The organism is Litoreibacter roseus (assembly GCF_009811795.1).
GTDB lineage: Bacteria > Pseudomonadota > Alphaproteobacteria > Rhodobacterales > Rhodobacteraceae > Litoreibacter > Litoreibacter roseus.
This window is the reverse complement of sequence record NZ_BLJE01000018.1, coordinates 1-1,944: the sequence shown is the minus strand read 5'-3', so window position 1 is coordinate 1,944 and position 1,944 is coordinate 1. Positions and strand designations below refer to the sequence as shown.

Below are 1,944 nucleotides of genomic sequence, written 5' to 3'. Positions count from 1 at the left end.
CGCACCCGCCGTCTTCTTCGTTTATTTCTGGGAGTTATGTTGATGCGTCTGGGTATGCGTCGATGTATTGGTCGTCTGTGTCTGATCCTGAGGCGTTTTGGGGGGAGCAGGGCAAGCGGCTGGACTGGATCACGCCCTACACCAAGGTCAAGAATGTCAGTTTTGCGCCGGGGAATGTCTCGATCAAGTGGTACGAAGACGGCACGCTGAACGTCTCGGCCAACTGCATCGACCGGCATCTGGCCGAGCGGGGCGATCAGACTGCGATCATCTGGGAGCCGGACGACCCCAGCGACACCGAAGGGGGCGGCGCCCAGCACATCACCTATCAGCAGCTGCACGCCCATGTGTGCAAGTTTGCCAATGTTCTCAAGAAGATGGGCGTCAAGCGGGGCGACCGCGTGGTGCTCTATCTGCCGATGATCCCCCAGGCGGCCTACGCGATGCTGGCCTGCGCGCGGATCGGGGCCATTCACTCGATCGTCTTCGCGGGCTTCTCGCCTGATGCCTTGGCCGCCCGCATCGACGGGTGCGACGCCAAGGTGGTGATCACCGCCGACGAGGCCCCCCGCGGCGGGCGCAACACCGCGCTCAAGACCAATTGCGATCAGGCCTTCAACAACGTGCTCCACGATCCCAAGATGCTGGTGGTCAAGCGCACGGGCAACCAGGTGTCGTGGCAGGAGGGCCGGGATTTCTGGCTGCACGAGATGGAAGAGGATGTCTCGGACCAGTGCGATCCCGAAGAGATGAACGCCGAGGATCCGCTGTTCATTCTCTACACCTCCGGCTCGACCGGCATGCCCAAGGGGGTCGTGCATTCCTCGGGCGGCTATCTGGTCTACGCGGCGATGACCCATCAATACACGTTCGACTACCATGATGGCGATGTCTTCTGGTGCACCGCGGATGTGGGCTGGGTCACGGGCCACAGCTACATCGTCTACGGACCCCTGGCCAATGGCGCCACGACGGTGATGTTCGAGGGCGTGCCGACCTATCCCGATGCGGGCCGCTTCTGGGAGGTCTGCCAGAAGCACAAGGTCAACCAGTTCTACACCGCGCCCACCGCGATCCGCGCCCTGATGGGCAAGGGCAACGACTGGGTCGAGAAATACGATCTGAGCGATCTGAAAGTGCTGGGCACCGTGGGCGAGCCGATCAACCCAGAGGCCTGGAACTGGTACAATGATGTGGTGGGCAAAGGCGCCTGCCCGATCGTCGACACCTGGTGGCAGACCGAGACAGGCGGCCATTTGCTGACCCCGCTGCCGGGGGCGACCGCGACCAAGCCGGGCTCGGCGCAGCAGCCGTTCTTCGGGATCGAACCGGTGGTGCTGGAACCCACCTCGGGCGAGGAAATCCACGAGAGCCCCTGCGAGGGCGTGTTGTGCCTCAAGGACAGCTGGCCCGGTCAGATGCGCACGGTCTGGGGCGATCACGAGCGGTTCGAGAAGACCTACTTCTCGGATTACAAAGGCTATTACTTCACCGGCGACGGCTGCAAACGCGACGCCGATGGCGATTACTGGATCACCGGCCGCGTGGATGACGTGATCAATGTCTCGGGCCACCGCATGGGCACGGCCGAGGTGGAAAGCTCGCTGGTGGCGCATCCCAAAGTGGCTGAAAGCGCCGTGGTGGGCTATCCGCACGAGGTCAAGGGTCAGGGCATCTACGCCTATGTGACGCTGATGAACGGGGTGGAGCCCACGGACGAGTTGCGCAAGGAGCTCGAGACCTGGGTGCGCAAGGATATCGGCCCCATCGCCAAGCCCGACCTGATCCAATGGGCCCCGGGCCTGCCCAAAACCCGCTCCGGCAAAATCATGCGCCGCATCCTGCGCAAAGTCGCCGAAAACGACTACAAAGCACTCGGAGACACATCAACGCTCGCTGACCCAGACGTCGTCGACGACCTCATCAATAACAGAATGAATAGGG

1 protein-coding gene is annotated in these 1,944 nt (G+C 62.5%); it reads left to right on the top strand.

What is annotated here, in order from left to right; all coding sequences use genetic code 11:
- Positions 1–62: 62 nt before the first annotated feature.
- On the top strand, positions 63–1,944 hold a 1,882-nt coding region (gene acs, locus KIN_RS22135; RefSeq protein WP_373281696.1), incomplete at its 3' end, for an acetate--CoA ligase.